Annotated in this window: 1 protein-coding gene; it reads left to right on the top strand. The window is 52.2% G+C overall.

Translation table 11 applies throughout. The annotated features are described in order from the left end of the window. A partial coding sequence (locus tag HGT71_RS15685) for an Ig-like domain-containing protein (protein WP_214218611.1) occupies positions 1-230 on the top strand: 230 nt, incomplete at both ends.

Raw genomic sequence — 230 nt, 5'->3', positions numbered from 1 at the left:
AAAGATAAACCGGCTGCGCCGACTATCACCGATGTGGTGGATAAAGCGCATACGGATGTGGCGGTAAAAGATCATGGAACTACCAACGTCAATGAGATGACCTTTAGTGGTAAAGCGCAAGCAGGCGCAGAAGTTACCCTGAAGGACGGTGATAAAACGGTGTTGGGTACCACGACGGCAGACCAGGATGGTAACTGGACGTTCACCCCAAGCGTTGCCTTAGCCGATGG

It is taken from the genome of Rosenbergiella epipactidis, from assembly GCF_018494055.1.
Lineage (GTDB): Bacteria > Pseudomonadota > Gammaproteobacteria > Enterobacterales > Enterobacteriaceae > Rosenbergiella > Rosenbergiella epipactidis.
The sequence above is the reverse complement of the archived record's forward strand: the minus strand, read 5'-3'. Positions and strand labels throughout refer to the sequence as shown.